This is a genomic window from Roseateles sp., assembly GCF_039595295.1.
GTDB lineage: Bacteria > Pseudomonadota > Gammaproteobacteria > Burkholderiales > Burkholderiaceae_C > Roseateles.
The window spans coordinates 83,685-107,757 of record NZ_JBCNLU010000004.1 but is presented as its reverse complement, the minus strand read 5'-3'; the positions used below and the strand labels follow the sequence as shown (position 1 = coordinate 107,757).

Annotated in this window: 22 protein-coding genes and 1 riboswitch; of the genes, 15 read left to right on the top strand and 7 right to left on the bottom strand. The window is 69.6% G+C overall.

Features of this window, described 5'->3' with window-relative positions; genetic code table 11:
- Nucleotides 1–11: 11 nt before the first annotated feature.
- The 5 genes from ABDW59_RS04790 to ABDW59_RS04770 all read right to left on the bottom strand — a co-directional run bounded on the left by ABDW59_RS04790 (nucleotide 12) and on the right by ABDW59_RS04770 (nucleotide 7,503).
- Complete coding sequence (locus ABDW59_RS04790) at nucleotides 12–593, bottom strand: DUF3299 domain-containing protein (RefSeq protein WP_343628357.1); 582 nt, start codon at nucleotides 591–593, stop codon at nucleotides 12–14.
- Between the two features lie 228 nt (nucleotides 594–821).
- The gene (locus ABDW59_RS04785) at nucleotides 822–2,087 is read right to left on the bottom strand and encodes an ABC transporter permease (protein WP_343628356.1); all 1,266 of its coding nucleotides are present in this window, start codon (nucleotides 2,085–2,087) and stop codon (nucleotides 822–824) included.
- Nucleotides 2,084–2,725 carry an ATP-binding cassette domain-containing protein gene (locus ABDW59_RS04780; RefSeq protein ID WP_343628355.1) on the bottom strand — a complete coding sequence of 214 codons (642 nt, stop codon included), beginning with the start codon at nucleotides 2,723–2,725 and terminating at the stop codon, nucleotides 2,084–2,086. Before ABDW59_RS04780 ends, ABDW59_RS04785 begins: the two co-directional genes overlap by 4 nt.
- Before the next feature lie 140 nt (nucleotides 2,726–2,865).
- Entirely contained in the window at nucleotides 2,866–3,441 is a 576-nt protein-coding gene (gene msrA, locus ABDW59_RS04775; protein WP_343628354.1) for a peptide-methionine (S)-S-oxide reductase MsrA, read from the bottom strand.
- Nucleotides 3,442–3,537: 96 nt separating this feature from the next.
- A complete protein-coding gene (locus tag ABDW59_RS04770) occupies nucleotides 3,538–7,503 on the bottom strand; it encodes a DUF748 domain-containing protein (RefSeq protein WP_343628353.1) in 3,966 nt (1,321 codons plus the stop codon).
- Between the two features lie 56 nt (nucleotides 7,504–7,559).
- Here ABDW59_RS04770 and ABDW59_RS04765 point away from each other — a divergent pair, with 56 nt between their 5' ends.
- On the top strand, nucleotides 7,560–8,327 hold the full coding sequence (locus tag ABDW59_RS04765; protein WP_343628352.1) for a YdcF family protein: 768 nt from the start codon (nucleotides 7,560–7,562) through the stop codon (nucleotides 8,325–8,327).
- Between the two features lie 236 nt (nucleotides 8,328–8,563).
- On the opposite strand, the gene ABDW59_RS04760 is transcribed toward ABDW59_RS04765, so the two are convergent.
- A complete protein-coding gene (locus tag ABDW59_RS04760) occupies nucleotides 8,564–10,117 on the bottom strand; it encodes a UbiD family decarboxylase (RefSeq protein ID WP_343628351.1) in 1,554 nt (517 codons plus the stop codon).
- 305 nt (nucleotides 10,118–10,422) lie between these two features.
- On the opposite strand from ABDW59_RS04760, the gene ABDW59_RS04755 reads away from it, so the two are divergent.
- From ABDW59_RS04755 to ABDW59_RS04700, 12 genes are all read left to right on the top strand, one after another.
- Nucleotides 10,423–11,271 (top strand): transglycosylase SLT domain-containing protein, encoded by an 849-nt coding sequence (locus ABDW59_RS04755; RefSeq protein WP_343628350.1) that lies wholly within the window; start codon nucleotides 10,423–10,425, stop codon nucleotides 11,269–11,271.
- Nucleotides 11,272–11,407: 136 nt separating this feature from the next.
- Nucleotides 11,408–11,549: riboswitch (ZMP/ZTP riboswitch) on the top strand.
- A gap of 84 nt (nucleotides 11,550–11,633) precedes the next feature.
- Nucleotides 11,634–12,884 (top strand): serine hydroxymethyltransferase, encoded by a 1,251-nt coding sequence (glyA, locus tag ABDW59_RS04750; RefSeq protein WP_343628349.1) that lies wholly within the window; start codon nucleotides 11,634–11,636, stop codon nucleotides 12,882–12,884.
- Between the two features lie 16 nt (nucleotides 12,885–12,900).
- Nucleotides 12,901–13,344, top strand: a complete 444-nt coding sequence (gene nrdR, locus ABDW59_RS04745) for a transcriptional regulator NrdR (RefSeq protein ID WP_067067404.1) — start codon at nucleotides 12,901–12,903, stop codon at nucleotides 13,342–13,344.
- 321 nt (nucleotides 13,345–13,665) lie between these two features.
- On the top strand, nucleotides 13,666–14,256 hold the full coding sequence (locus tag ABDW59_RS04740; RefSeq protein WP_343628348.1) for a GspH/FimT family pseudopilin: 591 nt from the start codon (nucleotides 13,666–13,668) through the stop codon (nucleotides 14,254–14,256).
- Nucleotides 14,253–14,705, top strand: a complete 453-nt coding sequence (locus tag ABDW59_RS04735) for a type IV pilin protein (protein ID WP_343628346.1) — start codon at nucleotides 14,253–14,255, stop codon at nucleotides 14,703–14,705. Before ABDW59_RS04740 ends, ABDW59_RS04735 begins: the two co-directional genes overlap by 4 nt.
- Nucleotides 14,702–15,331 carry a hypothetical protein gene (locus ABDW59_RS04730; RefSeq protein ID WP_343628345.1) on the top strand — a complete coding sequence of 210 codons (630 nt, stop codon included), beginning with the start codon at nucleotides 14,702–14,704 and terminating at the stop codon, nucleotides 15,329–15,331. The genes ABDW59_RS04735 and ABDW59_RS04730 overlap by 4 nt, the downstream gene beginning before the upstream one ends.
- Nucleotides 15,328–16,560: a hypothetical protein gene (locus ABDW59_RS04725; protein WP_343628344.1), complete on the top strand. Its 1,233-nt coding sequence runs from the start codon at nucleotides 15,328–15,330 to the stop codon at nucleotides 16,558–16,560. Before ABDW59_RS04730 ends, ABDW59_RS04725 begins: the two co-directional genes overlap by 4 nt.
- Before the next feature lie 798 nt (nucleotides 16,561–17,358).
- Nucleotides 17,359–18,450, top strand: a complete 1,092-nt coding sequence (ribD, locus tag ABDW59_RS04720) for a bifunctional diaminohydroxyphosphoribosylaminopyrimidine deaminase/5-amino-6-(5-phosphoribosylamino)uracil reductase RibD (protein ID WP_343628481.1) — start codon at nucleotides 17,359–17,361, stop codon at nucleotides 18,448–18,450.
- A 46-nt stretch (nucleotides 18,451–18,496) separates the two neighbouring features.
- Nucleotides 18,497–19,612 carry a bifunctional 3,4-dihydroxy-2-butanone-4-phosphate synthase/GTP cyclohydrolase II gene (gene ribBA / locus ABDW59_RS04715; protein ID WP_343628343.1) on the top strand — a complete coding sequence of 372 codons (1,116 nt, stop codon included), beginning with the start codon at nucleotides 18,497–18,499 and terminating at the stop codon, nucleotides 19,610–19,612.
- Between the two features lie 12 nt (nucleotides 19,613–19,624).
- Nucleotides 19,625–20,089, top strand: a complete 465-nt coding sequence (ribH, locus tag ABDW59_RS04710; protein WP_343628342.1) for a 6,7-dimethyl-8-ribityllumazine synthase — start codon at nucleotides 19,625–19,627, stop codon at nucleotides 20,087–20,089.
- A complete protein-coding gene (gene nusB / locus ABDW59_RS04705) occupies nucleotides 20,086–20,601 on the top strand; it encodes a transcription antitermination factor NusB (RefSeq protein ID WP_343628341.1) in 516 nt (171 codons plus the stop codon). The genes ribH and nusB overlap by 4 nt, the downstream gene beginning before the upstream one ends.
- Nucleotides 20,602–20,832: 231 nt before the next feature.
- Entirely contained in the window at nucleotides 20,833–21,624 is a 792-nt protein-coding gene (locus ABDW59_RS04700) for an SDR family oxidoreductase (RefSeq protein WP_343628340.1), read from the top strand.
- Nucleotides 21,625–21,820: 196 nt separating this feature from the next.
- Here ABDW59_RS04700 and ABDW59_RS04695 read toward each other — a convergent pair whose 3' ends face one another.
- Nucleotides 21,821–22,237, bottom strand: coding sequence for a transcriptional repressor (locus tag ABDW59_RS04695; RefSeq protein ID WP_343628339.1), 417 nt, complete (start codon nucleotides 22,235–22,237; stop codon nucleotides 21,821–21,823).
- A gap of 112 nt (nucleotides 22,238–22,349) precedes the next feature.
- Between ABDW59_RS04695 and ABDW59_RS04690 the strand changes: the two genes are divergently transcribed.
- Nucleotides 22,350–23,507, top strand: coding sequence for a GTP-binding protein (locus ABDW59_RS04690; RefSeq protein WP_343628337.1), 1,158 nt, complete (start codon nucleotides 22,350–22,352; stop codon nucleotides 23,505–23,507).
- Nucleotides 23,504–24,073 carry a DUF2796 domain-containing protein gene (locus ABDW59_RS04685; RefSeq protein WP_343628336.1) on the top strand — a complete coding sequence of 190 codons (570 nt, stop codon included), beginning with the start codon at nucleotides 23,504–23,506 and terminating at the stop codon, nucleotides 24,071–24,073. Before ABDW59_RS04690 ends, ABDW59_RS04685 begins: the two co-directional genes overlap by 4 nt.

Sequence of the window (24,073 nt, the reverse complement as noted above, 5' to 3'; positions counted from 1 at the left end):
CGTCCCGGCGCTCAGCGCGCCGGCGTGGCGGCCTGCACCGCCTGCGTGACGCGATAGAACATGCCGTAGGGATCGTCGTTGAGCACCGTCATCTGGCCCTCGACGGTGACCACGTCCAGCGTGTAGCGGACCGGCGTCTTGCTGCGCACCTCGACCAGACCCTCGGGACCGGCGGGGACGCAGAAGGAGCAGCTCGTGGGGACCGACGACAGCAGGAAGTGGCTCTGCTTGTCGCCCGGCTCCAGCGGCATCATGAAGCCCTGGACCTTGACGGTGCGCTTGTCCAGCGCGAGCACGCCGGACGGGAAGCTCGGGATGACCTTGCTCTTGTCCGCCTTGACCGTGACCGAGGACAGCAGCTTCCAGCTGACGACGCCGTCGATCTCCTTCAGCGGCGCGAAGGGGCTGCGGGGGTCGTGATAGCCGGGACCGGAGCCCATCGGCATTGCGCCGCCCGCCGCCTGGGCGTGAGCGGGCGCGGCGCTCAGCAAGGCCGAAGCGCTCAGCAGCACGGCGGCCATGGCTGGAATGGCAGGTGCGGAGGCGGACACGGCGTCGCGGGGGTTGGCGGTGTTCATGGGGATGGCGGACATGAAGGGCGACATTGTGCCCGTCAATTGTTGCGAGGCCATTCGCATCAAGCGCGCTGAGCGAACGTGAGGCCACGGCCTAAGCCTCTCGCCCGCTTGCGTAAGAGGGCTGGCCTGCCTCCTCGCCCACTTGCGGAAGACGGCTGGCCTTGCCCCCTCCCCGCTTGCGGAAGACGGCTGGCCTTGCCCCCCTCGCCCGCTTGCGGGAGAGGGCTGGGGAGAGGGTCTTCATCACCGCGGCGTCTGCAGCAGCTCCGTCACGTCGAGGCGATAGCCACGCCAAGCCGGCCACGCCGCAGCCAGCAGCGCCAACCCCAGCGCGAGCGCCGGCACCAGCAGCTCCCACACCGACAGCCAAGACCCGGAGATCCGCATCGACTGCTGCGCGTCCAGCACCGCGCCAAGCCCGCCCGTGAGCGCATGGGCCAGCCCCAGCGCCAGCACCGTGGCCAACGCTGCCAGCATCACCGCCTCCAGCGCGATGAGCCCGGCCACGCGAGCCGGCGTCGCGCCGAGCATGCGCAGCATGGCCAGATCGCCCTGACGCTCACGCACCGCGTGCAGCAGCGCCACCAGCACCGACAGCGCCGCCGCCAGCAGCAGCACCAGCCCAAAGCCGCGCAGCACCTCCACACCGACGCCGACCATGCTCAGCAGCCGAGCCGTCTCCAGCGCGGGTACCGAGGCCTGCAAGCCCGGCTGCGCGTTGACCCAGCGGGGCAGCATGACCGCCGCCAGCGGACTTCGATAACGCACGAGCACCATGCTGACTTCGAGACCGGCATCGTCTTGATGCTCATGGGCGTCGTGCTCCGCATGGTCCCCATGGCCCTCGTGATCGCTCTGCCGATCGGACGCCCCATGCCCATGCGCCGCATGCGCCTCCCAGACCGAGGCCAGATCCGTCAGCACCAGCCGATCGGCCACGCCGCCGGTGGGCGCCAGCACGCCGGTGACCTCATAGGCGTGCTCGTGCTCGTCGCCGCCCGACGCGAGGCCATGGGTCCCGTGAAAGTGATCGCCGGGTTTGAGGCCGGCCTGCCGCGCCACCTCGGCGCCGAGCACCGCCTGCATCGGTTTCGTCCAGCCCTGCCCTTGCGCGAGCTCGAGCCGGTAGAGCGCCAGGTAATCCGCCGTCGTGCCGACGATGCGATGCCCGCGGTAGGAGTCTCCCAGCGAGATCGGCACCGCCTGCGCCACCAGCGGCTGCTGGCGAAGCTGCCGCACCGTCGCGAGCGGGATGTTGCCGGTGGACTGGTCCAGGTGGAACACACCGGCGAGCAGGATCTGCATCGGGCTGCCCTTGGCCCCGACCACGAGATCGATGCCGGCGAGGTCGCGCTTGAGGCCGTGCTCCAGTTGCTCGCTGACAAGCACGACGAAGCCGATCGCCGCAAGCCCCAGGCTCAGCAGCATCAGGTTGAGCGCCGTGAGCATCGGACGCGCCCAGAGATAGCGCCAGGCCAGGCGCGGCAGGTTCAAGGGGGAACGGCTCATGCGGCAGCGGGAGCGGGCGCCGAGGCGAGGCGCAGACGATGCAGCGCGGACCAGCCGCCCCAGGCGGCCTCGATGCGCGCGTCGTGAGAGGCGATCACCAGGCAGAGCCCGTGCTGGTCGGAGGCACGGCGCAGCAGGGTCAGGGTGGCGTCGCAGGACTCATCGTCGAGGTTGGCGGTGGGCTCGTCGGCAAGGATGAAGCGCGGGGCGCGCAGCAGCGCGCGGGCGAGCGCGACACGTTGGGCTTGGCCCTGGCTGAGCTGATGGGGGCGGCGGTTGAGCAAGGCGCCGACGCCGAGCTCGCCGAGAACCGCGTCGATGCGGGCGAGGTCCGGGGACAGGCCGGCAGCGACGTAGGGGAGCGAGAGGTTGTCCCGGACGGTGAGCGAGGCGCTCAGGTGCAGGCGTTGGGGGACGAAGCCCAGCTTGGCGCCGCGCCAGGCATCGCGGGCGGCAGGGGCGAGCAAGGCGAGCTCCTGGCCGTCCATCGTGAGGCAGCCGGAGGTGGGCGTCAGCAGACCGGCCATCAGTGCGAGGAGCGTGCTCTTGCCGCTGCCGGAGGCGCCGCGCAGCAGCAGGTGGCCGCCCGGGCGGAGCGCGAAATCGGGGAAGCGGAGCTCGGTGGCGCCGTAGCGCATGCGCAGGGATTCGAGGGTGATCAGGGAAGCAGCGTCGGGGCGCTCTGGAAGTCGAAGACCCTCTCCCCCGCCCTCTCCCGCAAGCGGGAGAGAGAGTCCGTTCGCCGGCGTTTCACCAGCTGGCGCGTCTGCCAGCCTGCTCACGCGCCGGCCTCGTCCTTCACCAGCTCCCGGAACTTCAGCAGGAACTTGTCGACCTTGGGCGCGACGACGAAGGCGCAGTAGCCCTGCTCCGGATGATTCGCGAAGTAGTCCTGGTGATACGCCTCGGCCGGCCAATAGTTCTGCTCGGGCTGGATCTCCGTCACCACCTTGCCGCCGTGCGCGCGCTGCGCCTCGTCGACGACTTGACGGATCTCTGCCAACTGCTCCGGCCGCGAGTAATAGATGCCCGAGCGGTATTGCGTCCCCACGTCCGCGCCCTGCCGGTTCAGCGTCGTCGGATCATGGATGGTGAAGAAGACCTGCAGCAGATCCGTCAGGCTCACCCGTTTCGGGTCGAAGCGCACCCGCACGACCTCCGCGTGGCCGGTGCGGCCGCCGCAGACCTGCTCGTAGTTGGGCCGTTCGATCTCGCCGTTGGTGTAGCCCGACTCGACCGACAACACCCCCTTGACGCGCAGGAAGACGGCCTCGGTGCACCAGAAGCAGCCGCCGCCCAGGGTGATCAGGTCTTCGCCGGGGCCGAGCGTGGCGGGATTGGGAGTGGTCGTCATGGCGGTGTCCTCGAGAGTTGGGCGACAGACCCACATCGGGCCGCGCGTCGCCGGTTCAAGTCCGGCGGCTGGCGAGCATAGGCCAGCCCGCGCTCGTCACTGTGCGCTCAGCGCCAGATCGACGTGCGGCTGCCAGGGCTTGTCCTTGTCGGCGTCGCGCCCCTCACCCTTCGCATGCTGCTTCGGAGAGGCCAGGAACATGCGCGCATTGGGCACGCCGCGCGCGATCAGCGCGTCCCGCACCACCACCGATCGCTGCAAGGCCAGTTCGCGCAGCTGCTCGTCGGTGACGACGTAGCTGTCCATCAGCAGCTGCCGCATCTGCTCGGCCGGAATGTCCTTGGCCAGGCCGATGAAGTTGCGCGGCTTGTTGGGCAGCTTCGCCCCCTCGTAGACAAGCTTGAGCAGCCGCGCCCGCTGGGCATCGTCCAGTGTCACCGGCGCGGTCGCCGGGTCCGCGGCCGCCGCCGAGGCGCCCGGCGCCGCATTCACCACCTGCGTCGCCTGCGAGCGGCGGAGCTCACGGCGGCGCTCGGTCACCATCGCCTCCTCCAGCCGCGCCGCCTGGGCCGCGCGGCGCTCGCCCTCGGGATCGACCCAGCCGGTGATGCTCAGCTGCAGCGAAGGCTTGTCCGTCAGTGCCTTGGCCACCGGGTCCAGCCGCTGCGCCGCCGAGGGCGCCAGCACCGCGGTGCCGGGCTGGAACTCGAGCTGGCTCATGTCCGCGCCGCCGCCGCCCGAGAGCAGCGAGAACGGCGCCGTCAGCGCCTTGGTCAGCAGGTTGATGATCAGCTTGACCACCAGCCCGCCGACGCTGAACTCCGGATCGTTGAGCGAGCCGCTCACCGGCAGGTTGACGTCAATGACGCCGTTGCTGTCCTTGAGCAGCGCCACCGCGAGCCGGACCGGCAGCTTGGTCGCCGTCGGGCTGTCGATGCGCTCGCCGAAACTCAGCTGGTTGAGCACGATCTTGTTGTCCGCCACCAGCCGGCCGCCGGGCTCGATCTGGTAATGGACCCGCGTCGACAGCTTGCCCCGCTCGATCGCGTAGCCGGCGTACTTGCCCGCATAGGGCGACAGCGGCGCGAGCTCGATGTCGGTGGCGCTGGCCGTGATGTCCAGCGCCAGCGGCGCGCCGCTGGGATTGAGCTGGCCGCTGATGTCCAGCAACCCGGTGCCCTCGACCTTGCCCTTGAGCTGCAGCGGCGCCATCGCCTCCGAGCCTGCGGAGAACGCGCCCAGCGTGCCGGTCAGCTCGCTCAGGTTGGCGCTGTAGTTGGGCTTGATGAAGCGGTCGTTGAAGTCGACGCGGCCGCCGTTCAGGCGCGTCGAGGCGATGCTCAGGCGCAGCGGCGGATCGCCGGCCGGCGCGGTCGCGGCGGCCTGGGCCGCGCTGGCCGCGCCGCCGGGCGCCGCCGTGGCGCTCGCGACCGTGGCCGCCACCGGCGCCGAGGCCGCCGGCGTCCCCGCCACGGCGGCGACCGCCTGACCTTGCTCGGTCTGGCGCAGGTCGCGCAGATTCAGCCGGCCCTGCTCGTTGATGATCAGCCGCGCATAGAGCTCGTCCAGCACCGCCTGCTGGATGCTCACGTCCGGCGCGCCGCCGGGCGCCAGCTTCAGCTTGAGGCCGGAGAGCTTCAGCCCTGACCAGCTCAGCAAGTCCTCCGCCGAACGCCGCTTCCCGTCCTGCAGACGCGCCTGCCGCAGGCGCAGATCCGAGATCAGCAACTCGCCGTCGGCCTGCACGTCAGGTCCCTTGGCCGTCTGCGTCATGCTGAAGCCGGCCCGCACCGAGCCTTCGGCCCGCTGCAGATGGATGCCGATGGAAGGATCAAGATAGGGATCGGCCCAATGCAACGGCAGATGCTCCGCGCTCAGGCGCCCGCTGAGCTTGAGCGGCTCCAGCGCCGCCTGGCCGTCCCAGCGCAGCTTGGGCACGTCGCGCTGATTGCGGCGTGTCGCGTCCGGGCGCCGCAAGGTGGCGGCGACGATCACCGGCAGCGGCTTGCGCAGTTGGCGGCCATCCCAGTCGATGCCGCTGACCTTGACGGCCAGGTCCTGGACGCCGATCGGCCGAGCGGGCTCATCCTCGAGCACATGGGTGGCCAGGTCGAGCAGCGTCGCCTGACCGCCTTCGATGGCGACCTCGCCGATCTGGGCGGACCAGGGGGCGCCCGCGTCGCCGGTCGCGGCCGGCTTCGCCGCGGCGACCGCCTCGGGCGGGCCCAGCGTCAGCCGATCACGGCCGGCGCCATTGCGCCGCGCGGCGCCTGTACTCGCGCCCTTTCCGACCGTCGTCGACGTCGGCATCCAGGCGTCCCAGCTCCAGCGGCCGGCCTTGTCGCGGCCCAGCCGCACATCCGGGGCGACCAGCGCCAGCCGGCCCGCAGTCAGCTTGCGCGCGTCGAGCGCAAGCTCCGCCTGATCCAGGCTCAGCTGTTTCATCGCCAGCACCGGCGTGCGGCCGTCGGCGACCTTCAGCCCGTCCAGCGACAGGCCCCTGAGCGACAGCTTGAGATCCTCGCCATTCGGCCCCGCGCGCAGCGCGCCCTGGGTTGCGAAGCTGCCGTCGATCAGCAGCGGCGTGGCCGCTTTCAAATAGGGCGACAAGCCGGTGAGCGCGAGATCCTTCAGCGCCCAGTCCAGCGTGACGCCGCTGGCGCCGAGCTCGCCCTTGCCGCTCAGATTGGCGGAGTTCTTGGAGCCCTCCGGCGCCAGCGTCGCCGCGATCGTGATCGGCGCCGGCTTCGTCGGCAGCGGCCAGCTCAGGCCGGAGCCCTTGAGCTCAAGTTCATCGACGCCCCACCGACTCGCGGGCCGCGTGGCCTGGTCGTCCCAGCCCACGTGACCGCCGGTCAGCGCGAACTGCTCAACGCCGACGCGCCAGGGCGAAGGCTTGGCGGCGCTTGTCGCGGTGGCGCTCGCGGCAGACGCCGGCGCCGGCGCCGGAGCCGGCGCAGGTACGGTGGCCACCGCCACCTTGATGGGTTGCGCACCCGCCGGCGCCGCATCCGCCACCGGCAGCCACAGCCGCCCATTCGGGTCGCGTCCCATCAGCAGCTCGGGCTTGGCCAGCGTCACCGCGCCCAGCTGAATCTGCTTCTTCAGCGGCTGCACATCGGCCAGCTCCAAGGACAGCGCCTGCCAGCGCAACCAGTCCTCCCAGCCCTCGCCGTCCCGGCGCTGCAGCGAGAGATCACGCACCGACGTCTTGCCGCTGATCTTCACCGCCGGCGCCTGTTGGCGCGGCTGCGTGAAGTCCAAGCTCAGTTGCGCCTCCACCAAGCCCTTGGCCAGCCGCATCGGCAACGTCTTCGGCCAGTAGGCGCGATAGGCCGACAGGTCCAACGCGTCCAGCTTGACGGTCAGGCTGGCGCTGCGGGTCTCGGCGAAGGGCTGGGCCTGGCCCTCGCTTTGGAAGCCGACGCCGTTGAGCTGCCCCGACAGCCGCGGCTGCACATGCACCTCGACGTCCGCATCCAGCGTCGAGAGAAAGGGAATGCCCAGATGCAGCGCCTTGAGCTCGTGCACCATGCCGGCGGTCTTGTCGTCCAGACGCAGCTCGCCGTCGGTCAGCTCGATGTTGTAGAGCGCGACCTCGGCGGGACCCTCGTCGGTCTTGGGTGTCTTCTCCGGCGCGGAGGCCAGGCGCTTGACGATGTCGTCCAGGTCGGTGCCGCCATCGGGCAGCAGCGCGACGCGCACGCGGGGCGACTCGACCTTCAGCGCCGACAGCACCGGCGCCAGATGCCAGATCGAGCGCGGCGACAACGAGGTCTCGATGCGCCGGACCGCCAGCAGCGGCGGTGCATCCGGCGTCGGGCCGGCGATGCCCAGTCCGTCCAGTTCCAGCGCGAGGCGCCAGGGCTTGAAGCTCGCGTCGGTCAGCGTCACCGCGCGTCCGAGCTGCTCGGAGGCCAGTCGCAGACCCGGTCCCTTGATCCACGTCGGCAGCGCGATCCACGCGACCAGCAGGACCGCGACCAGGAACAGCACCAGCCCGAGCACGCCACGAGCGATGCGACGGGGCCAGACAGGAAGAGCGGAGAACAGCACGGGCATGCCCACAAGTCGTCAAGGAAGGTGATTATGCTGGCGGGCTCAACACCTGGCACCTGATGAACGAACTGACACACGTGGGCGCATCGCTGCTGCTCCCGCCCACCGGCGCGATCCCGCTCCTGCTGCTGGCCTGGTGGCTGCGGCAGCGCCGCCAATGGCCGGCGCGCGCGCTGTTCGTGCTGGGACTGCTGGCCGTCTGGGTCGGCAGCACCGAGTTCGGCGCCATCTCGCTGCAGGAACGTCTGCTGGGCCCGCAACAGGCGCTGAGCATCCCGGCGCTCCAGCACCTGCCGCCGCGGCAGAGTGCCATCGTCGTCCTCGGCGCGGGCGCGCGCAAGCTGATGCCGGAGTACGCCTCCTCGCAGCTCAAGCCGCTGTCCATCGACCGGCTGCGCTATGGGATCTGGCTGTCGCGCCAGACCGGCATCCCCTTGCTGTTCACCGGCGGCGCGCCGCCCACCGCCAAACATCAGGGCACGACCGAGGCCTCGCTGGCGCAGCTCACCGCCAAGCAGGAGTTCGGCTTCGACATCCGCTGGCTGGAGAACCAGGCCCGCGACACCCGCGAGAACGCCGGCTACACCGCCGCGCTGCTACGCGACACGCCGGTCCGCCGGGTCATCCTCGTGACCCACGACGTGCACATGCGCCGCGCGCTGCGCGCCTTCCGCGAGGCGCTGCCGCCGGAGGTGGAGATCATCGCCGCGCCCATCGGCGTGCCGGTCCCCGGCTGGGAGTGGCGCGACTTCGTCCCGTCGCAGGAGGGCGCGATCCGCGCCCGCTATCTCGGCTACGAATGGCTGGGCTACCTCGCCGATCATTGAGGTCTCCAGGAGCGCGCATGGAGCGCGCGTTGAGCCCCTCAAACAGAAACCCCTCCGAGCCGGGCGACCCGGTCAGGGAGGGGTGGGCGGACCAGCCGCCTTTGGGGCTCCAGGGCCATCTGCCGAGGGGCTCCTGGCGCGCAGAGACTGCGCCAGAGGAAGTGCCGTAAAGGCCTGACAACCTTATGCGGCGGTCATGGCTCTTTCAAGCCATTCCCCCTAGGAAACGGCCTTTCTCAGCCCCCGAACAAACGCCTATATAAATCAGCGGCGCGGGTCTTTTGCTCATCAGGCATCTCGATCACGCGGCCCCACTCGCGGCTGGTCTCGCCCGGCCACTTGTTGGTCGCGTCCAAGCCCATCTTCCCGCCCAGCCCGCTCACCGGCGAGGCGAAGTCCAGATAGTCGATCGGCGTGTTCTCCACCAGCGTGGTGTCGCGGACCGGATCCATGCGGGTCGTGATCGCCCAGATCACGTCCTGCCAGCTGCGGATGTCCACATCCTCGTCCACGACCACGATGAACTTCGTGTACATGAACTGGCGCAGGAAGCTCCACAACCCGAACATCAGCCGCTTCGCGTGCCCCGGATACGCCTTCTTGATCGAGATCACCGCCATCCGGTAGCTGCAGCCCTCCGGCGGCAGATAGAAGTCGACGATCTCGGGGAATTGCTTCTGGAGGATGGGAACGAAGACCTCGTTCAGCGCGACGCCCAGCACCGCCGGCTCGTCCGGCGGCTTGCCGGTGTAGGTCGAGTGATAAATGGCGTCGTTGCGCTGGGTCAGGCGGCTGACCTCGAAGACGGGGAACCAGTCCTGCTCGTTGTAATAGCCGGTGTGGTCCCCATAGGGCCCCTCCAGCGCGTGCAGATAGCCGCCCTTCTCCTTGAGCGGGACGCCGTCCTCGCTGTGGCCGGTGAAGCCGGCCGGCGCGGGCGGGATGTGGCCCTCGAGCACGATCTCCGACGAGGCCGGCACCTGCAGCATCCGGCCGCCCTCGCCCACCGCCGTGTCGGCGACCTCGGTCCGGGAGCCGCGCAGCAGGCCGGCGAACTGGTACTCGGACAGCGAGTCCGGCACCGGCGTCACCGCGCCCAGCGTGGTCGCCGGATCGGCGCCCAGCGCCACCGCGATCGGGAAAGGCTGTCCCGGATTCGCGATCGCGAAGTCGCGGAAATCAAGGGCGCCACCCCGATGCGCCAGCCAGCGCATGATCAATTGCCGCTTGCCGATCAGCTGCTGGCGGTAGATGCCCAGGTTCTGACGCTGGCGCGGATTCGGAATGCCCTGCGGACCGCGCGTCACCACCAGCCCCCAGGTCAGCAGCGGGCCGATGTCGCCCGGCCAGCAGGTCTGAATGGGTAGCCGCTTCAGGTCCACGTCGGGGCCCTCGAACACCTGCTCCTGGCAGACCGGCCGTTTCACATGGGCCGGTTTCATGTCCCAGAGCGCCTTGGCCATCTGCGCCAGCTTGCCGACATCGCGCAGGCCGCGGGGCGGCTCGGGCTCCTTCAGGCTGGCGAGCAGCTGACCGACCTCCCTCAATTGGGTGGTCGACTCGGCGCCCATGCCCAACGCCACCCGGCGCGGCGTGCCGAACAGATTCGCCAGCACCGGCATGCGGTGCCCGGTGGGCTGCTCGAACAGCAAGGCCGGGCCTTCCGCCCTGAGAACGAGGTCGCTCAGCGCCGTCATTTCCAGATTCGGGGACACCGGATCGGACACGCGGCGCAACTCGCCCATGCCCTCCAAAGCGCCTAGAAAGTCACGCAGATCTCGGTACTTCATAACCAAAAGTATTTAAGAACAAGCCCCATGCGGTTGACGGGTTATTGATGATCCATAGAATCGCGGCCTGCCCTGGCCCCCAGGGTTATCCCGGTCCCTGCTTGGGAAGCGAGACCGGAACGCTGCCAATGGACGCTGGATCGCCCGTCCGTCGCACCAGAAGCCTGGAGCCCTCTGAGAGCCCTCCAGGACGCCGACGGCGCCCGACCCGGCCCATTATCGCCACGCCCCAGAGCTGTCCGCCCGGTGAACCGCATCCGCGCACCGGACGACTTGCGATGGGCGTGAACGGAGAAAGGAGTCGCATGACAGCGCGTTCAGACCTGCTATCCCTCCCCCGCCAGGCCCGCACGGCCCTGGTGCTTTTCGTCAAGGACATCGGCCAGGGCCTGCTGGTCGTCAGCCACAACACCCTCGCCCTGCTGGGCTTCACCGTGGTCGCCATCGGCCTGGTCTTCGCCAGCCAGCCGGACATGCGCCAGCAACTGGAAGGTCAGGTGCTGGGCTGGCTCAATGCGCGGCATGAAGCCCGTGTGGAAGCCTCCGGCGACGTGCTCGCGCTGATGGCCGAGCCTGACGCGATCACCCGCGCCACCGCGGTCGATCCCAAGGAGCTGACCCGCCAGCAGGCCGCCGTGGCCAACTATCTGGCGCGCCGCTACAAGGTCGCGCCGGAGCCGGTGAGCCGCCTGGTCAAGGAAGCCTGGGACGTCGGCCAGCGCGCCCGCGTCGATCCCACGCTGATCCTGTCGGTGATGGCCATCGAGTCCGGCTTCAACCCCTTCGCCCAGAGCGCCGTCGGCGCCCAGGGTCTGATGCAGGTGATGACCCGCGTGCACGACGACAAGTACGAGGCCTTCGGCGGCAATCTGGCCGCCTTCGACCCGATCACCAATCTGCGCGTCGGCGTGCAGGTGCTGAAGGAATGCATCCAGCGCGCCGGCGGTCTCGAGGAAGGCCTGCGCCGCTACGTCGGCGCCGCCAACCTGCCTGACGACACCGGCTACGCCGGCCGCGTGCTGGCCGAGCAGGAGTTGCTCAAGGCCGTGGTCTCGGGCCGCAACATCAGCCCGTCGGCGCCACGTCCCGTCCGCGAGCCCGCGTCCGCCCCGTCCACCGGCGGCGAGCAGGTCGCGATGACCGTGATGCACTGAGCCCGCGCGGCTCCCGATCAACAGGCTCCCAGGAGCCTGTTTTGCATTGGCGAAACCTCGCCCGCCCGTCACCCGCTCGCGCGACGCGTGAATGCGCCGTCCTCGGTCGGCGCCCCGCATCGGTGCGGCTACACTGCACGCTTCGCGCAACTGGCGATCAGGGCGCCCGGACTCGTGATCCGCACGAGATCGGCGTCGCCCGAGGTGGGTCACCACCGGGAAGCGCGAGCGGCTGGGGATGTCCTCCGGCCGTCGTGCCGTTCGCCTGGGCCTCCATCGTTCCGGAACCGACCTCGGGTCGCACAGGCGACCGCGCGGCTCGCGATCCGGCAGATGGCGCCAACCCTTGAGACGACATCATCATGTTTGACCGCACCCAACAGACCCTCGCCAACGTCGACGCCGAAGTCTTCCAGGCCATCCAGCAGGAAACCCGCCGCCAGGAAGAGCACATCGAGCTGATCGCCTCGGAGAACTACACCTCCCCCGCCGTGATGGAGGCGCAAGGCAGCCAGCTGACCAACAAGTACGCCGAGGGCTATCCCGGCAAGCGTTACTACGGCGGCTGCGAGTACGTGGACATCGTCGAGCAGCTGGCCATCGACCGCCTGAAGCAGCTCTACGGCGCCGAATTCGCCAACGTGCAGGCCAACAGCGGCTCGCAGGCCAACCAGGGCGTGTTCTTCGCGCTGCTGCAGCCCGGCGACACCATCATGGGCATGAGCCTGGCCGAAGGCGGCCACTTGACCCACGGCATGTCGCTGAACATGAGCGGCAAGTGGTTCAACGTCATCTCTTACGGTCTGAACGACAAGGAAGAGATCGACTACGACGCGATGGAAGCCCTGGCGCGTGAGAAGAAGCCCAAGCTGATCATCGCGGGCGCCTCGGCCTACGCGCTGCGCATCGACTTCGAGCGCTTCGGCAAGATCGCCAAGGAGATCGGCGCCTTCTTCATGGTCGACATGGCCCACTACGCCGGCCTGATCGCCGCGGGCGTCTACCCGAACCCGCTGCCGCATGCGGACGTCGTCACCTCCACGACCCACAAGAGCCTGCGCGGCCCGCGCGGCGGCATCATCCTGACCAACGACGAAGCGATCGCCAAGAAGATCAACTCGGCGATCTTCCCCGGCATCCAGGGCGGTCCGCTGATGCACGTCATCGCCGGCAAGGCCGTGGCCTTCAAGGAAGCGCTGTCGCCCGAGTTCAAGGCCTACCAGCAGCAGGTCGTGGCCAACGCCAAGGTCCTGGCCGACACGCTGATCGAGCGCGGTCTGCGCATCGTCTCGGGCCGCACCGAGAGCCATGTGATGCTGGTCGACCTGCGCCCCAAGAACCTGACGGGCAAGGAAGCCGAAGCCATCCTGGGCGCGGCCCACATGACCTGCAACAAGAACGGCATCCCGAACGACCCGCAGAAGCCGATGATCACCAGCGGCATCCGTCTGGGCACGCCCGCGATGACCACGCGCGGCTTCAAGGAAGACCAGGTCCGCGCCACGGCGCACCTGATCGCCGACGTGCTGGACAACCCGCATGACGAAGCCAATCTGGCCAATGTCCGCGCGAAGGTGGCCGAGCTGACGCGTCAGTTCCCGGTCTACCGCTGATCGAGGATCGCGGCGCATGCGTTGCCCCTTCTGCGGCCACGGCGACACGCAAGTGTCGGAGACCCGCGAGTCCGACGAGGGCGACGTGGTGCGCCGCCGCCGGCGCTGCCAGTCCTGCGACAAGCGCTTCACGACCTATGAGCGCGCCGAGATCGCGCTGCCCATGGTGGTGAAGAAGGACGGCACGCGGGCCGACCTGGACGTGAGCAAGCTGCGTGCGTCCATGTCGCTGGCGCTGCGCAAGCGCCCGGTGAGCATCGAGCAGATCGACGCCGCGCTGGAGCGCATCCAGGAGAAGCTGCTGACCAGCGGCGTGCGCGAGATCCCGTCGACCAAGCTGGGCGAGCACGTGATGCGCGAGCTCAAGCGCATCGACAAGGTCGCCTACGTGCGTTTCGCGTCGGTGTATCGGAGCTTCGAGGACGTCGACGAGTTCCGGCAGCTGATCCGGGACATCTGAGGCGAGCTCATCTCGCCGCACGGACGGGCGGCTCCTCCGCACCCGCTCACGCACGCGCCCTTTCGGGCGCGTTTTTCATTGCGCACCGAGTGTCGCCTCGTTGCGCGCCCCATGGCGCGCCAGACGGCGCCGGCTACTGCTGAGGCGACACCGGCGGCAAGACCTGGCCCCGGTTCCATCTCCACCGCTCCCCCATAAGCGGCCCCTCTTCAGTCGGCCGGCCCTTTCCCCCTTCGAGGCGACGCGAGACATCGCCCGGCTCCCTAGAGTTCTCGTCATCGCCACTCGACCATCGCGTCGATCGATTTCGGGAGTTCCGCCGTGCCGTCCGCCTCCGCTTCGTCTTCCGTCTTGCCCTGCCTCTCACCCTCACCCCGCCGGGATCGCGGGCGAGGCCTGAGCCTCATCGAGTCCCTCGTCACCATCGCCCTCATCGCGCTGGTGGCGATGCTGGCGGCGCCGGACCTGCGCGACTGGGTCTGGCGCGTCCGCCTGTCCAACGCGGCGCAGACGGTGCTCTCCGATCTTCAGCTGGCGCGCAGCGAGGCGCTCCAGGGCGGCCGCAACGTCACCGTGCGCTTCATCGACGACGGCGCGGGCTCGACCTGCTACGTGCTGCACACCGGCCCACTGGGCGGATGCACCTGCCGCATGCAGGAGCCGCCCACCTGCGAAGGCACGGCGCAGGCCATCCGCCAGATGAGCTGGCCGACCTCGCGAGGCCGTCCGGCGGTGCGGTCGAACGTGCCGTCCATGCTGTTCAGCGGACGGCAAGGCACGGTGTCCGTGGCCGGCTCCATCGAGGTGACGCTGACCGGCATCGGCGCCGTGCGACACGTCGTCAGCCTGACCGGCCGCATGCGCAGTTGCTCGCCCGACGGTGCCATGAGCCGCCTGCCGAGGTGCGCATGAACGCCGCCCTGATCCTTCGCCCGAGGCCGGCGAGCCGACTCGGCTTCACGCTGATCGAGCTGATGGCCGTGATCGCCATCGCGGCCGTGCTCACCGCCGTGGCGCTCCCGAGCTTTCGCCAGCAGGTGTTGCAGTCCCGCCGCGCGGAGGCGCGGGAGCAGCTGCTGGTCGCTCAACTCGCGCAGGAGCGCTACCGCTCACAGCATCCGCGCTACGCGGACCGGCTCGACGCACTCGGGCTGCCGGAGATCACGCGCAACGGGCTCTACCGCTTGCGCGTCACGCAAGCCGATGCGACACGCTACGTGATCGACGCACAGGCCCAAGGCAGCCAGGCCGCCGACCGCTCCTGCCGAACGCTGGTGCTGCGGCTGGAGGGCGGCCAGATTCATTCCACCGCCTTGGACGATCGCGGCACGGAGCAGGCATCCGCCTGTTGGCCGCAATGAGCGCCCGACGCGCACCGGCGCGCAGCACGGCGCTCGGCATCACGCTCATTGAGCTCATGGTGGGGATGGCCGTGAGCCTCGCGCTGATGGCCGGCGCGCTCGCCACTGCGGGGATCCAGGTGGGCGAGCACCACCGGCTGATGCTGGAGCTCCAGGTACAGCAGGAACTGCGAGCGACCGTCGAGCTGATGCAGCGGGACATCCGTCGCGCCGGCTACTGGGAGCGCGCGGAAGACGGGCTGTGGCGCGGGGACAACCCCGCCCCGTCACGCAATCCGTTCGACGCCCTGGTCGTGGACGGTGGCGGCCAACGCCTGAGCTACCGCGCAGCGGCGAGCGAGTCCACCGGCTTCCGATTCGCCGAGGGCCGCATCGATCAGGTGCTCGGCGGCAGGCACCAGCCGCTGACCGATCCGGCCCTGCTGCGGGTGCGCAGCTTCCAGGCCTCGCTGCTTCCCATCGAGGTTCCGATCGGCGCACCGGCCAACCCCGGCTGCGCCCGGCTCAGCTTGCAGTCGCTGCGCATCGTCATCGAAGCTGAAGCGCTGCACGATCCGCGCGTCCGGCATCGGGTGGAGACGCTCACGCGGCTGCGCAACGACCGCCTACTGGAGAGCTGCTCATGACCCGCGCGATCTCCCGGCGCGTGGCGTCCGCCTCCTGCCGACGTCAGCACGGGCTGGGCACGCTCGGCATGTGTCTGGTGCTGCTCACCGTTCTTGGACTGGGCGCCACTTGGGCAGCCCGCCAACTCGCCAGCGCCCAACGCGTGGCCGCCAATGACGTGCGGGGCGCGGCCGCCGCTGAGGCGGCGGAAGCGGGCATCGCGTGGACGATCGCGATGCTGAACACCGGCCGCGTCGACGATCGCTGCCGTCCTGCGGTCGACGCCCCGGGCGATTCGATCCCCGGCGCCATCGCGCCCGAGCGCGGCCCGGGCGACTTCCGCGAGCGCTTTCTCCAGGTCGCGGCGGACGGTTACTTCCGGCCCCGATCCGCGAGTGCGACAGGAAGCGCCAGTGCCAGTGGCAGTGCCAGTGCGAGTAGCAGTTCCGGCGCGAGCACAGGGACGGATGCATCTTCCGCAGGCGGAGAGCGGCCGGCGGACTGGCTCGCCCATTGCGTCAACACCGGGCCGCTTCGATGGCTCTGTCGATGCGGCGGCGAGCGCGTCAACGCCAGCTCCGGCAGCGAACCCACCTCCGCGCAGCCCATGTTCTGGATCCGCTTCGCCGACGGTGGCACCGCTGGGGTGTTGAAGCTCCTGGTGCGCGCTTGCAGCGATCACGCTCGCGACTGCGAGGACCTGAGCGACGGCCCTCGCGGCGCGGCGGAGGTCTCGCAGCAACTGGCCTTGCTCAGCGCGCTCCGGCGTCCGCCGCAAGCGTCGACCCTCGAGGGCCCCGGCACCTTCATGCAACTCTTCGGCATGCCGCCCGCGCGCTATCGGAGCCAGCCCGCGGTCACGCGCCTGCGCTGCGACGCCGACTGCGGGCCGGTGCTCGCTCAGGCACTCGCTCGTGGACGAAGACTTCTTTGGATCGACGGTGATGCCCGGATCTCTTCGCTTCCCGCTTCAGCTTTCGAGGGTCCGGCCCTGGTGCTGATCGCCACGGGTCGACTGGACATGAGCACCTCAGGGTCGCTTCGGGGGCTGCTCTATGCCCGCGACGGGGTGCGCTGGCACCCGTCGGCCGGCATGGCGGCATCACTACAAGGTGCGCTTGCGAGCGATGGCGTCATCGACCGCGCACCGCAGGTCAACGTCGCCCACGACACCGAGGTGCTCCAGCAGATCAGCCGCCGAATGGGCAGCTACCTCCCCGTCCCCGGCGGTTGGACGCCGACCCGTTGACCCCTTTGAGGACGACCGATGCCGCTCAATATCCGCCGACCTGTCCGCGTACTCGTGCGCCTGTTCGGCCGGCAGCTCGGTCGCGCCTTCGGGCGTCTGAACGCGTTGGCTCAGCCCATCTCGCCACGCCGGTCCAAGCCCGGTTTCGTGCTGGTGGAGGCGCTGATGGCCCTGGCGATCCTTGCCATCGGCATGGCGTCGTTGCTGACGCTGCAGTTCCACATGCGCTTGGCCGCGGACGACGCGCGCCAGCAGGACGTCGCACTGCGCCTGGCGCGAAATGAGCTGGAACGCTGGCGTGCTCGACCGCTCCAAGGCGATCCCTCGCTGACCTGGGAGGGCCCCTCCGCGATGTACGAGCTCGCCACCCGATCGACGGCTCTGGAGGCGATGCACGGGACAGGCGAAGAGAGCGACGGGAACGACGCCGGCTCGGCGGGCGCCGCGTTCGAGGCCCCTCTGCCCGCCCGTCCCGTCCATCTTCGGGTCGCCTGGACCGACCGGGCGGGGCGTCCGCGCAGCCTGACGCTGGACAGTCTGGTGTCGACCCTCGACCCCGCGCTCTCGGCCCTGTTGCTGCTCGCGCCGGAGGCGACCGCTAGACTGCGCCCCATGCAAGTTCCTGGCACTGGGGCGACCACGCCCTCGCCCTCCCCTTCGCCCTCCTCTTTGCCCTCTCCGTCGCCGTCTCCGGCGCCGTCTCCGTCGCCGCCCCCCTCCGCTTCCACGATCCACGCCTCGGCGGGACAGGCCGCGGCCGCCGACGTCACACCGCCCTCGCCCGCAGACCAGGCCTGGATGGCCCGGGCGCTCGCGCTCGCCGAGCAGGCGATCGGCCTCACCGATCCCAACCCGCGCGTCGGTTGCGTGATCGTCGGCGCCGACGGCCAGTTGCTCGGTCAAGGCCACACCCAAGCCGCGGGTCAGGCCCACGCCGAGGTCATGGCGCTGCGCGACGCCCAGGCACAGGGCCGTGACGTCCGCGGCGCCACCGTCTACGTGACGCTCGAGCCCTGCGCCCACCACGGTCGCACGCCGCCCTGCTGCGACGCGCTCGCCGCGGCCGGCGTCGGTCGCGTCGTCATCGCTCTGGGCGATCCGAACCCGCTGGTCGGTGGCCAGGGCACCGCGCGTCTTCGGGCTGCCGGCGTCGTCGCGGAGCTCATCCCGCCCGACCACCCCTTGGCCGTCGGCGCGGCCGAGCTCAACATCGGCTTCCTGTCACGCATGCGGACCGGCCTGCCCTTCGTCCGGATGAAGGTTGCTGCTTCTCTGGACGGCCGCACGGCGCTGTCCAACGGCGTCAGCCAATGGATCACCGGCCCGGATGCCCGCCGCGACGGCCACGCCTGGCGCCGCCGTGCCGGCGCGGTGCTGACCGGCATCGGTACCGCGCGCGAGGACAACCCTCGTTTGGACGTCCGCGAGGTGCCGACGGCGATCCAGCCTCGCCGGGTGCTGATCGATTCCCGCCTGGAGCTCTCGCCCGAGGCGCGGCTGCTCGATCCCCCGGGTCAGCTGCTGATCTATCACGCGCTGCCCGAACCGGGCGAGCGAGGTCGCGCGCTCCAGGATCGCGGTGCCGAGTTGGTCTCGATCGCCGACCCGCGCGGCAAGGTGGACCTGAGCGCCGCCCTGCGCGACCTCGGCGCCCGCGGCGTCAACGAGCTGCACATCGAGGCCGGCTACAAGCTCAACGGCTCGCTGCTCCGGACAGGACTGGTGAACGAGCTGCTCGTCTATCTGGCACCTGTGCTGATGGGCGAAGGCGGCGGCATGGCCGACCTGGGCACGCTGACGGCGCTGGAGCAGGCGCCCCGCTATCGGATCGTCGACACCGCGCTGCTCGGCGGCGATCTGCGCCTGCGCCTGCGGCCGGGCGCGGTGTAACCCCGGCCACCCTGACGAACGGCCCGCCCGCCTACAATCCCGCCCTATGCCAATATCTCCGATTCCCGAGCTGGTCGCCGAACTGGCGGCCGGCCGCATGGTCATCCTCGTCGACGAGGAAGACCGCGAGAACGAGGGCGACCTTGTTCTCGCCGCCGATCACGTCACGCCCGAAGCCATCAATTTCATGGCGAAGTATGGCCGCGGACTGATCTGCCTGACGCTCACGCGCGACCGCTGCGAGCAGTTGCAACTCCCCCCCATGGCGACCCGCAACGGCACCAAACACGGCACGGCGTTCACCGTGTCGATCGAGGCCGCCACCGGTGTCACGACGGGCATCTCCGCCGCTGACCGCGCCCGCACCGTGCAAGCCGCAGTCGCGAAGAACGCGGTGGCCGCGGATCTGGTCCAACCGGGACACATCTTCCCGCTGCAGGCCCAGGACGGCGGCGTGCTGATGCGCGCCGGCCATACCGAAGCCGGCTGCGACCTGTCGCGCATGGCCGGCCTGACGCCCGCCGGCGTGATCTGCGAGATCATGAACGACGACGGCACCATGGCCCGTCTGCCAGATCTGGAGATCTTCGCCAAGGAACACGGCCTGAAGATCGGCACCATCGCCGACCTGATCGAGTACCGCAGCCGCAACGAGTCCATCGTCCAGCGCATCGCCCAGCGTCCGCTGGAGACGCGCGAGGGCCTCTTCGAGTGCCACGTCTTCCGTGACCGCTCCGAGAACCTGCACATGGCCCTGACGCTGGGCCAGTGGACGCCGGACGAGGAAGTGCTGGTGCGCGTGCACGAGCCCTTCTCCGCGATGGACCTGCTGGATGCCGGCCGCTGCGGCCACAGCTGGCCGCTGCCCGACGCGCTGGCCGCGATCCAGCGCGAGGGTTCCGGTGTCGCCGTGCTGCTGAACTGCGGCGAGGATGCGGAATCGCTGCTGACCCGCCTGCAGCCGACCGCATCGACGGAACCCCGCCAGACCATGGACCTGCGCACCTACGGCGTGGGCGCGCAGATCCTGCGTGAGCTGGGCGTGCAGAAGATGAAGCTGCTGGGCAGCCCGCGCCGCATGCCCAGCATGACCGGCTACGGGCTGGAGGTCACCGGCTTCCAGGCCTCCGAGCGACCGGCCGGCCATTCTTCCAACTGCTGACGCGAGGACCGCATGCAAGGATCCGACAAGGGCCAGACGGCCGCGCTGGACGGACGCGGACTGCGCGTCGGCATCGTCCAGGCGCGTTTCAATGAAACGCTGACCTCGACACTGGCCAAGGCCTGCCTGGCCGAGCTGGAACGGCTGGGCGTGCAGTCCTCCGATATTCGCCATGTGACCGTGCCCGGCGCGCTGGAAGTGCCGGTGGCGCTGCAGGCGATGGCCGTGAGCGGCCGTTACGACGCGCTGGTAGCGCTGGGCTGCATCATCCGCGGCGAGACCTACCATTTCGAGCTGGTCGCCAATGAAAGCGGCGCCGGCGTGACCCGCCTGACGCTGGACCACAAGCTCCCGATCGCCAACGCCATCCTCACCGTGGAAGACGAGCCGCAAGCCTGGGCTCGCGCCCAGGAAAAAGGCCGCGATGCCGGGACCGTCGCCGTGGAAATGGCGCTGCTGCTGAAAGAACTGAAGTGACCGAGAACGACAAGAACACATCCGCCGGCAAGCCCGCGGCCAAGTCCAACGCCAAGCCGGGCGCCAAGCGCGCCCCTGCGAAGTCGGCCCGTCGCCGCTCGCGCGAGCACGCGCTGCAAGGCATCTACCAATGGCTGGTGACCGGCGAGGAGCCGGCCGTCGTGGACGCGCACACGCGAGAGCAGGACGGCTTCGACAAGGCGGACCGCGGCCACTTCGACAAGATCTTCTACGGCGCAATCGAAGAAGCGGCCAATCTGGACGTCGTGCTGGCGCGCCACGCGGACCGCAAGACCACCGAGCTATCCCCGATCGAACACGCGATCCTCATGATCGGCGCGTACGAGCTGAAGAACTGCATCGACATCCCGTACAAGGTCGCGATCAACGAGGCAGTCGAGCTGGCCAAGTCCTTCGGCGGCACGGACGGCCACAAGTACGTCAACGGCGTGCTCGACCGCGCGGCGATCGACCTGCGACCGGTGGAAGTCAAGGCCGTGCGCGGCGCCTGATCCGACGCTGAGATCTCCGGCTTCGCGCCGGACTCACGAGGGCCCCGGACTGACGTCCGCGGGCCCTCGTCGCATTTTGGGGCCGTCCTCGCCCCCTGTCCGGGCGGCGCCGATTCGATCGACCTGCTCTTTCGGCATAGGCCGGGCCTTGCCATGTTGTGGTTACCGGCCCACCGCGTCGGGTCCTAAGCTAGCCTCCATCTTTGGTTAGCCCACGCTTGGAGCAACGACATGGATCTGCAACTCACGGGGAAAGTCGCTCTGGTCAGCGGCAGCACGGCGGGCATCGGCTACGCCATCGCGCGCACGCTGGCCCAGGAGGGCGCGCGCGTCATCGTCAACGGACGCACCGCCTCGACCACCGAGGAAGCCGCGGCCCGCATCCACTCGGAGACCGGCGGCACGGTCGAGGCCTACGCCGGCGACCTGAGCCGCGCCGAAGCGGCCGAGGCGCTGCTGCAGCGCTTCCCCGCCATCGACATCCTGGTCAACAACCTGGGCATCTTCGAGCCCAAGCCCTTCGAGGAGATTCCCGACGAGGACTGGCTGCGCTTCTTCGACGTCAACGTGCTCAGCGGCGTGCGCCTGTCGCGTCTGGTCCTTCCGGCGATGAAGCGCGCCAACTGGGGTCGGATCATCTTCATCTCCAGCGAGAGCGCAGTGCAGATCCCCACCGAGATGGTCCATTACGGCATGACCAAGACCGCGCAGTTGGCGGTCTCGCGCGGCCTGGCGGAATCGGTGGCGGGCACCGGCATCACGGTCAACAGCGTGCTGCCCGGCCCGACCAAGTCGCGCGGCGTCGGCGATTTCGTCGAGGACATGGCCCGCGCCAGCGACAAGCCCTTCGAACAGGTCGAGGCCGAGTTCTTCGAGCATGTGCGCCCGACCTCGTTGATCAAGCGCTTCGCCTCGCCGCAGGAGGTCGCTTCGCTGGTCGCCTACGTGGCCAGCCCGCTGGCCTCGGCGACCACGGGCGCGGCCTTGCGCGTGGACGGTGGGGTGGTCAAGAGCGCGTTCTGATCTGGGGCGCCAGGTAGACGTCGGCCAAGGTCGGGGCGTCACCCGCGCCGAAGCGCCTCGTAGAACGAGCCGCAGCGCGTCGCGATCGATGCGTACGGCGCTGACGCCCGCGCGCCAGTGCAGATTCAACGCGTCCCAGGCCTCGGGCTTGAAGAGCCAGGTGCTCTGCGGCGCAGCATCACCGGCCAGCCGGGCCTCAGCCAGCCCGTCCGGCGGCGCGCTTGGGCGCCGCCTTCTTCTTGGGCGCGGCGCAGTCCGCGCAACGCCCGTAGAGCGTCAGCTCATGGCTCTCCACGCTGAAGCCGCGCGGCGCCAGCGCCGCCATGTCGCCCGGACAGGCGTGGATGTCGAAGACCCGCTGGCATTCGCTGCACTGGAAGTGATGGTGGTGGTCGTGATGCGCAGACTCGTAGCGCGGGCTGTCGCCGGGCAGTGACACGGCCTGGATCTCGCCCGCCTCCAGCAGCTGCTTGAGGTTGCGATAGACGGTGGCCAGCGACAGCGCCGGCACCTCGGCCTGCGCCGCGTCCAGCACTTCCTGCGGCGAGAGCGGCCGTCCCGCGTCGTCGATGACGGTCCGGATGGCGCTGCGCTGTCGGGTCGAACGTTCCATGAGGGCTGAATCGGTGGGCGATCCAAGGATCGCGTGGGCAGGGGAATCGAAGCGCCGCATTCTGTCATGCTGCTATATTGCGAACGCTTTCGCATTAGCAAGAATGCCGGACATGACCACCCACACGCCTCTGCCCACCACCGTGCTTTCCGGCTTCCTCGGCGCCGGCAAGACCACGCTGCTGAACCAGCTGCTGCGCCAGCGCCAGGACCTGCGCGTCGCGGTGATCGTCAACGACATGAGCGAGCTCAACATCGACGCGAGCCTGGTGCGCGACGGCGCCGAGCGCGCGGGCGTCGGGCTGTCCCGCACCGAGGAGGCCATGGTCGAGATGAGCAACGGCTGCATCTGCTGCACGCTGCGCGAGGACCTGCTGAAGGAGGTGGCGCGGCTCGCGCGCGAAGGTCGCTTCGACTATCTGCTGATCGAGTCCACCGGCATCTCCGAGCCCATGCCCATCGCCGCCACCTTCGACTTCGTCGACGAGGCCGGACAGGGGCTGCGCGATCTGGCATGCATCGACACCATGGTCACCGTCGTCGACGCGCTCAATCTGCTGAAGGACTACCGCAGCGAGGACTTTCTCGCGCAGCGCGATGCCGGCGTCGACCCGCAGGACGGCCGGCGTCTGGTCGAGCTCCTCGTGGAGCAGATCGAGTTCGCCAACGTCGTCGTGGTGAGCAAGACCGATCTGGTCGATGCGCAGCGGCTCGCGCAGGTGCATGCGGTGATCAAGGCGCTCAATCCCGGCGCGCGCATCGTCGACGCGCGACATGGCGACGTCCCCATCGATCAGCTGCTCGGCACCGGCCTCTTCGATCCTGAGCAGGCCGAGGCGCAACCCCGATGGATCCAGGCGCTGGAAGGTCACGACCATTCCGAGGCCGATGAATACGGCCTCTCCAGCTTCGTCTACCGCGCCACCCGCCCCTTCGACGCGGCGAAGCTGCACGCCCTGCTCTCCCGCCCCCGGCCAGGGCTGCTGCGCTTCAAGGGCTATGTCTGGCTGGCAAGTCGCCCCTCCTGGCTCGCTTGCGTCTCCGGCGCCGGACGCGGCCTGCAGCTCGATCCGGTCGGCCGCTGGAGCGTGCCCCTCACCGAGCGCGGTCAGGAGCTCGTGCTCATCGGCCAGCACCTGGACGTCGTCGCGTTGCGCCTCGCGCTGGACGCCTGCCTGAGTCCGTCCAGCCTCACCGTCCCCCGCGCGCCACGGCCCGATCCGTGGCCGGCCTGGGACCTCGATCTCATTGAAGAAGGAAGCCCGTCGTGATCGTTCCGCACAAGATGTTCTCCGCCGCCGCAGCCCCAGCCGCCGCGCTGCTGATCGCCGGTCTCGCGCTGGCCGGATCGGCCCAGGCCCATGGCGACAAGCATGAGCATGGCGTCGTGCACCTCGACGTCGCGGTCGAGGGCGCGACGCTGGTGCTGCAGCTGGAATCGCCGCTCGACAGCGTGCTCGGCTTCGAGCACCAGCCGCGGACGCCGGAGCAGCGCCAAGCCGTCGAGCAGATGCTCAAGCGGCTGCGCGATGGCGCGGCGCTGTTCTCGCCGAACGCGCAAGGCGGCTGCCGCTTCGAAGGCGCGGAGATCGAGTCGGCGTTGATCGCCGCACCCGGAACCCCAGCCTCCGACAAGTCCGACAAGGCCGAACACCTCGACGTCGACGCCACCTATCGATTTCGCTGCACCGCCACGCCGGCGCTCGGCCAGCTGACGCATCAACTCTTCGCGACCTTCCCGCGCATCCAGCGCATCGAGGCGCAGGTGGCCACACCCAAGGGCCAGCACCGTCAGGTCCTGAAGCGTCCGACGGCCACGCTCTCGCTGGGCGTGTGA